The sequence below is a fragment of the Bacillus sp. 7894-2 genome, from assembly GCF_002272225.1.
Taxonomy (GTDB): Bacteria; Bacillota; Bacilli; order Bacillales; family Cytobacillaceae; genus Cytobacillus.
This window is the reverse complement of record NZ_NPDG01000148.1, coordinates 1-8,051: the sequence shown is the minus strand read 5'-3', so window position 1 is coordinate 8,051 and position 8,051 is coordinate 1. Positions and strand designations below refer to the sequence as shown.

Below are 8,051 nucleotides of genomic sequence, written 5' to 3'. Positions count from 1 at the left end.
TATCGAAGTTCAATGATATAAATTCTGATATTATAAGAAAAGCAGGAGCTCATACGTCTTATGCTTCCGATTCCACTTTTTCTTCCTTCACAATCGAGTACATGCCGGCCGCTTCTTCCTTGCGGGTCGTTTCCTGCAGGCGTTCCACCTTGACTGTTACCAGCTTCTGGCCAAAGCGGACTTGAAGCTCATCGCCCACTTTAACCGTGGAGCTTGCTTTTGCCTGCTGTCCATTTATCTTGATCCTTCCCTGATCAGAGACCTCTTTTGCCAGTGTCCTTCTTTTGATAAGCCTTGATACTTTTAAAAATTTATCTAATCTCATTTAGCGCCACTCCTCTATTAATAGCCTTTGGATTTTGCCTCATTCCAGAATTCATCGAGCTGTTCGAGCGTAAAGTCTTCAAATTTTCTGCCGCTCATCATTACCCTTTCTTCCACATGCTTAAAACGGCGGATGAATTTTTCATTTGTTTTTCTCACAGCTTCTTCGGCATCAATTTTATAAAAACGTGCAATATTCACAAGAGCGAACAGGATATCGCCAAATTCCGGCTCCATCTCCGGGCTGGAGTCTGCGGCTTCCTTCTCGAATTCGGCAATCTCTTCTTTTACCTTCTCCCAGGCAGGCTCAACTTCCTTCCAGTCAAAGCCGACTTTTGCTGCTTTTTTCTGAATTTCAGCTGCTCTCATCAAGTTCGGGAATGATTTCGGTACAGAATCCATCATGGATTCCTGTTTGTCACCCTTTTCTTCCTGCTTAATGCTCTGCCAATTTTTCAGGACATCTTCTTCATTTTCAGCCTGCACATCGCCAAAGACGTGGGGATGGCGGCGGACCATTTTTTCGGAAAGGCCTTCAATCACATCATCGATGGCAAAGTATCCTTCATCCTCGCCGATTTGAGCATGAAGCATCACCTGGAGAAGGACATCGCCCAGTTCTTCCGTCATATGCTCGGTATCTTCATTATCAATCGCTTCAATCAGCTCATAGGCTTCTTCGATTAGATATTTCTTTAATGATTCATGGGTTTGCTTTTTATCCCATGGGCAGCCGTTTGGTCCGCGCAATTCAGCGATAATGCTGCGCAGCTTTGAAAAGTCTTTATACAGGACAGCCTCATCTTTTACAGGGGGCACATATACGGAAGTTAAGTTATTCAGCTCCATATTATGATCCAATTCATGCAGTTGCACCTTTTTGATCACTTCTTCGCTGCTTCCGGCAGCTGTTACAATATAAACCTCGTAATCGTAAGGGAGCTTTTCCATCAATGTCAGCTTGACGTCACTCGCAACAAACTGATCATACACCTGTCCAATAATGACGTGCTGTGCCACCTGAATTTCATCTCTTTTCAGATCCGTTCCATCCAACAGCTGAAAACCTTCGATCGGATCGATCCTTAAAGCCTGAAATAAAGGATCCAGGAAGCTTTGTCCTCCTCCGATCGTTATCTCAATGCCTCTCTGCGGAGCCCGCTCTATGAGAAGCTGAACCGTACGCTCCGCAACAAGCGGATGCCCCGGAACTCCATATGTAACCTCTTTGGCAAGAGCTTCATTCAGGAGAAATTCACAAATCTCCTCATATACTTCTTCAAACTGCTCATGCTTTTCGTAGATATGATCAAAGGACTGATATGTCAGCCCTTCCTGTTCGAGATCACGCAGAACCGGATGCTCTCTAGTCCGCAGGTAAAGAGCCCCTGTATTTTTAAGCTGTCGATATACGCCAAAAGGAAGCTGATCCAGATCTCCTGCTCCAAGTCCGAGAATGGTTATTTTTTTCATAAAGCGATTCATCTCCTAGTCTTTTTGGGAAGCAAGAACATGAGTTTGCTTCCAAACGGCAGCAAAGCAAGCTCTTCCTCTTTAAAAGTATTGCCTTTAAACATGATATACAAATACGTAAAGCCTCCGAGCGCTACGCCGCTTAATGCCTGGAATCCGGCAAACGCCCTGCCCGGCTCCGGGATGGTCAGCAGTGCTGTGGCAGATAGGTACAGCTGCAGAACAACTGACATCATTAGTGCTGCGAATCCAGCCGCAAATAGAAATCGCAGTGAAATCAATGAAATTTTCAAGTGTACCTGAAGCTTTGCTATAAGAAGCATGAGGACGGCCGCAAGGGCTATGCATGATGCCGCGGCTGCACCGATTGTGCCGTATGATGGCACCAATAGCGTATTCAGGCCGAGTTTTGCCGCAAATCCAAGCAGAATGGCTCCTGCCGGAAAAAAGATAAACCCCAGTCCCTGTAAAATGCCGGTGATAGTGATGATCAGGCTGCTCAGCAAAATCAGCAGACTGAGAATCGCCAGGACATCTGATCCTGATGAGTTTTCAAACAGCATAATATTCGCAGGCTTTATGATATTCCAGAGCCCAACGGTTGCGGCCGCTCCAACCAGAATGCCGATTTGAAGGGCAAGTCTGATTTTACTATGAAGGAATGAGGGCTGATTTCTCATTTTTTCTTTGGAAATGAGCGGCACAAGCGACAGAGACATGGATGTTGCCACGACAATGCCCAGCTGGACAATCGGCTGTCCGCGGTCATACACGCCTTTCAGCGCCTTGGCTTCTTCCCCTTCAATTCCGGATGCCAGGAGGAGCGAGTATAAATTAAACGAATCTGCCAGCTGAATGAAAATAAGCACCAGACTGCTTATGCAGATGGCAAATCCCTGTATGATAATCGTTTTGGCCAGCTTGCCGCCTTGTTTAAAATCGATTGAAATGGCGGACGGCAGGCTTTTTCTACTTTTTATATAAAAAAAGGTAATTAAAATCAGGACGGCGATGACTCCGCCGGTAACGGCCCCGAACATGGCCCCGCCTCCCACCATGTAGAGGGAATTCCCTTCCTTAACCAGCAGATAAGCGGCAAGCAGGATCGTAACGACCCTGACAAGCTGTTCTCCTACCTGGGAAACAGCGGTTGGAACCATGTCTCCTTTCCCTTGGAAATATCCCCGGAAAAGAGACAGGACTGGGAAAATAAGAAACACGGCTGCCACCACTCTGAGCAGAATCGCCAGCTGCGGATCGCCCATCCTGACAGCCAGCCAGTCCGAGCCCCAGTACAGGGTGGAAAACCCGATAAAACCTATTATGAATAAAACAAAGGCAGATACGGCAAATAAGTTTTGAATATCCTGCTCTTTCTTTAGAGCAGCCTGTTCGGCATAAAGCTTAGAAATAATGACCGGAAACCCGTATGTAGATAACACAATAATGATTCCATAGAACGGATAAACCTGCTGATATATATAAAACCCTACATCCCCGACAATATTTTGAAAGGGGACCCGGTAAATTGCGCTTAAAATTTTGGTAATCAAAGCAGCGACCGTCAGGATAAACGCACCTCTAAACAAATCGCCGGATGTCTGAACGGGCCTCAGGTTGCCCATCTCCTTCCAATTGAATTCGAAAGTATTATAGCATATTGGGGCTTTGTGCGGGATTTTTCGGTTGTGCGCGGAATGACCCTGATTGCGTTCACTTCATTTTGGTTTGCACGCCAAAGAAAAAAGGCAGCATTCCGCTACCCCTTTCATTAAGTATTCATTTTTATGATTCCATTTGTCTGGCCAGGAAGCCTGCTGCTGTTTCAACTGCTTTTTGTTCCACATCGCCAAGTGAATCTTCTTTTGCAAAAATGATAACTGCACCAATTGGGTCGCCGTTTGCAATGATAGGGCCAATTGTATAAGCAGAGGAAGATTCAGTATTCCCGTCCACAAGCGAAATATCGCCTGACTGGTTTACCAGGACTGAACTGCGTTCTTCCATTGTTTTTTCAACAAGATCGCTTATATTCTTGTTTAAATAGTCCTTTTTAGAACCGCCTGCAACAGTAATGTAAGTATCTCTGTCACAGATTAACACTGGATTTCCCAGGCTGTCATATAAGGCTTCTGCATATTCTCTTGCAAAATCGCTCAGTTCACTGATTGGTGAATATTTCTTTAAGATGACTTCTCCATCACGATCTACGAAAATCTCCAGCGGGTCCCCCTCACGAATACGCAATGTTCTGCGGATTTCTTTAGGAATGACTACACGACCCAAATCATCGATACGACGAACTATACCTGTTGCTTTCATCCAACGTTGCCTCACTTTCATCTGATGATTTTTAGAAAAGCGGAAGTGCCTTGTCACACTTGCTCTTTCCTCTTCTGGCTATGATCCATAATTGGGAGAAAATGAATGCATCGCCATGTTTGAACTTAGTATCTTTCATATGGAAAGTTATATACGTGCACAAAAACTTTTTCTCATAGATGTTATTCATTCCATTTACGGATAAACATTCCAAATGGTCCTTCACTTAAAAATACCCTCATCAGAATGAGTTAAACATTACTAATGTTTCATTTTATTGACAGGGATGTGTCTAGAATTAGGCAGTTGGATGTTCTTGTTCCTTTTTAGCTTCCTGCATTCCCTTGATCACTTCGTAGGCAATGTTGAGCCATTCATTTGTTTTGACGCCTTTAATATGAAGGACTGCTTTCAGCTTCTTTCCATCCATGCCCAGGCCGATCATCCGGCCGTATTTGCTGGTGATCTGGAAAACCTTCTGTCCGTCTATATGTTCGCTGGCTTTTTCGGATAAAAGAATCAGCACTTCCTGTTTGGATTGCTTCACTGTCTCGACTCCTGCCAGTTCACCGTAAGCCTTCATTTCAGCAATCTGGAATAAGTATCCTACCTCATCCGGATATTCCCCAAAACGGTCAATCATTTCATCCTGAAGCTCTTCTACATCTTCAAGTGAAGAGATGCCGCGGAACCGCTTATACATTTCAATTTTCTGATGGCCATCAGATAAATAGAAATCAGGAATATAGGCATCAACATCCAGATCGATTTCAATTTTAGCCGGCTTTTCCTCGATGCCATCCAGCTTATCTTTCCGTTCTTCAATAGCTTCTTTCAGCATTTGCGAATACAGATCAAAACCGACCGAGTCGATAAATCCATGCTGTTCGGCTCCAAGCAGATTGCCGGCACCCCTGATGGATAAATCCCGCATGGCAATTTTGAAGCCTGACCCGAGCTCTGTAAATTCTTTTATGGCCTGAAGCCTTTTTTCAGCTACTTCTGTTAGTACTTTGTCTTTTCGATACGTAAAGTACGCATAGGCAACCCTGTTGGAACGGCCAACCCGGCCCCTGAGCTGATAAAGCTGGGACAGACCCATTTTGTCTGCATCATGGACAATCAGCGTGTTGACATTTGGAATATCTACACCTGTTTCAATAATCGTTGTGCTGACGAGAACATCGGACTCGCCTTCAAGGAAGCTTAACATAACAGATTCTAACTCATTTTCCGTCATTTTCCCATGGGCATATGTTACCCTTGCATCTGGAACCAGCATGGATATTTCCTCGGCTTTTCGTTCTATATCCTCCACCCGGTTATATAGAAAATAGACCTGTCCATCCCTCGCCAGTTCCCTTTCAATGGCTTCACGAACCAGCGCACCATTGTATTCCATCACATAAGTCTGAACCGGGAACCGGTTTTCAGGCGGTGTTTCAATAACGGAAAGGTCCCGAACGCCAAGCATTGACATATGAAGGGTTCTCGGGATTGGTGTGGCTGTCAGAGTAAGGACATCCACATTAGTCTTAAGCTGCTTAATTTTTTCTTTATGTGTCACGCCAAAGCGCTGCTCTTCATCAATAACGAGCAGGCCTAAATCTCTATACTGGATATCCTTTGATAAAATCCGGTGTGTGCCGACAACTACGTCAATAGTCCCGGCCTTTAAGCCCTTAAGCGTTTCGGTCTGCTGCTTTTTTGTTCTGAATCGGCTTAATAGCCCAATTTCGATCGGGTAATCCTGGAATCGTTCTCTCATCGTTTCATAATGCTGCTGAGCCAGGATCGTTGTCGGAACGAGGATGGCAACCTGCTTTCCATCTGCAATTGCCTTAAAGGCAGCACGGATGGCCACTTCTGTTTTCCCATAGCCCACATCTCCGCATAATAAGCGGTCCATCGGACGCTCCCTCTCCATATCCTTCTTAATTTCATGGATGGAGCGGATCTGGTCCTCTGTTTCCTGGTAAGGGAAGGCCGCTTCAAACTCTCTTTGCATATCGCCATCCGGATTGAAGGCAAAGCCTTTTGATGCCTCGCGCTCTGCATAAAGCTTGATCAGATCATCCGCAATATCCTGAACAGATGATTCAACCTTCTTCTTAACACGCTTCCAGTCGGTTCCGCCCAGCTTGTAAATTTTAGGCTCTTTTGCTTCGGAGCCAACATATTTCTGGACAAGATCAATCTGCTCCACCGGCACGTACAGCTTGTCGCTGCCCTGGTAGCGGATATGAAGATAATCTTTATGGACTCCATTAATCTCAAGGGTTTCAATCCCCAGGTATTTTCCGATCCCGTGATTGACGTGAACGACATAGTCCCCAACCTTCAGTTCGGAATAGCTTTTGATTCTTTCCGCATTTGAAAGCTTTTGCCTGCGGGCTTTCTTTTTCGTACGTTTATTAAAAAGCTCTTCTTCCGTAATAACGGCCAGCTTTTGGCCCGGAAGCTCAAAGCCGGTCTGAAGGCTGCCCTCTGTAATTTGGATTTTCCCTGTTAAAACCGGGTCATTCTCACTCACAAATGCTGCTTCAATTTCGTAGTCTTCAAGAACTCTCTGCAGCTTTTTGATCCGATCTTCATCTGGGCCCAGGAATACGACCGAATATTTGCCTTTTTTCCATCTGTCCAGCTCGCTTTTCAGCACATGCATCTGTCCATGGAAATTCTGCATCTGTTTGCAGGTGACATTAATGATGTTTTGCGGGTTGGTATTCGGTACATGTCTCAGGAACAGGGACATATACGTAATCGGATGTCTGGAACGGTGTAAAAACTCTTTTAAGGTGTGGGATACCTTCACATCATGAATGATCTGGCCCTCGCCCAAAAGACTTGTATACCACTCAGCCTCCTCCTTATCCAGGGAGTCGTTCATTTCCTGAACACGGCTGATTTCATCAATGAAAATTAAGCCATTGGCAGGGAGATAGTCTACTAAACTACTTCCTTCCTCAAAGGCAAACGAAAGGTATTTGAAAAGCTGTTCAGGCTTATTCCCCATTCGCAGCTGTTCCAATTCGTAGCCAACATTCTGGGCCAGCTGCGTTTTCGCTTTATCGTCTTTCAATTTTTTCAGGCTTGATCCCAGGCCCTTTTCCAATTTTTCAATTATGGTCTCGAAGTGTTCTGAATTAAGAGGGATTTCGGTTGCCGGCCCAATTGAAATCTCGGTTAGTTTTTCTTTTGATCTCTGATCCTCCAAAGAAAAGGTCCGGATCGAATCCACTTCCGTATCAAACAGCTCAATCCTTACCGGATCTGCTTCAGTCAGTGGATAGATATCAATGATTCCGCCCCTGACACTGAATTCTCCTGGCGAAGATACCATCTCCGAACGGACATAGCCCATCTGAACAAATCTTTTTAATTGATCATCAGTCAAATCATCGCCTATTTTTAAAGACAGCTGGTATTGTGTCCAGTGGTTTGGAGGCGGAAGAATTTTTCTTAGCCCGGCCATCGGGACAATCATGATACCTGTCTTATGTGTACTCCAATAATTTAAAGCCTCAATCCGCTGGGCCTTTAACTCGGGGCTGGCAATCCCCATTTCAGCCGCGATCAATTCATTGGCAGGATACAAAAGCACTTCAGATTCTCCTGCCAGATAGACGATATCATCATATAGCTTCTGTGCCTGCAGAAGGTTGTGCGTCACAACAAGCATCGGCCTTCCCGATTGCTCATATATGGAAGACAAAAACAAGGTGCGTGCCGATCCTGATAAACCGGCAAGCATCTGCTCCCTCAGTCCTTCCTCAATGCCAGACAAGATGGAACTTACATCATCCTGCCGGCTAATAATCTCTTTAAGACCAAACATGAAAGCCCCTCCTATAAGAAAAGCGTAAGCGCCTTGGTCACCCCCGACAAGCACAAGACGAGCCTCACAGAAAGGCGTTCTTTGCCTTTTTGAG

At 45.2% G+C, this 8,051-nt stretch carries 5 protein-coding genes; all 5 read right to left on the bottom strand.

What is annotated here, in order from left to right:
- Positions 1–58: 58 nt before the first annotated feature.
- On the bottom strand, positions 59–325 hold the full coding sequence (locus CHI10_RS20810; protein WP_095246058.1) for an RNA-binding S4 domain-containing protein: 267 nt from the start codon (positions 323–325) through the stop codon (positions 59–61).
- Positions 326–342: 17 nt separating this feature from the next.
- Positions 343–1,797: a bifunctional methyltransferase/pyrophosphohydrolase YabN gene (gene yabN / locus CHI10_RS20805; protein ID WP_095246057.1), complete on the bottom strand. Its 1,455-nt coding sequence runs from the start codon at positions 1,795–1,797 to the stop codon at positions 343–345.
- Between the two features lie 8 nt (positions 1,798–1,805).
- Entirely contained in the window at positions 1,806–3,413 is a 1,608-nt protein-coding gene (locus CHI10_RS20800; protein WP_095246059.1) for a putative polysaccharide biosynthesis protein, read from the bottom strand.
- Between the two features lie 169 nt (positions 3,414–3,582).
- Positions 3,583–4,119 (bottom strand): stage V sporulation protein T, encoded by a 537-nt coding sequence (gene spoVT / locus CHI10_RS20795; protein WP_095246056.1) that lies wholly within the window; start codon positions 4,117–4,119, stop codon positions 3,583–3,585.
- 298 nt (positions 4,120–4,417) lie between these two features.
- Positions 4,418–7,957: a transcription-repair coupling factor gene (mfd, locus tag CHI10_RS20785; protein WP_095246054.1), complete on the bottom strand. Its 3,540-nt coding sequence runs from the start codon at positions 7,955–7,957 to the stop codon at positions 4,418–4,420.
- Positions 7,958–8,051: the final 94 nt, after the last annotated feature.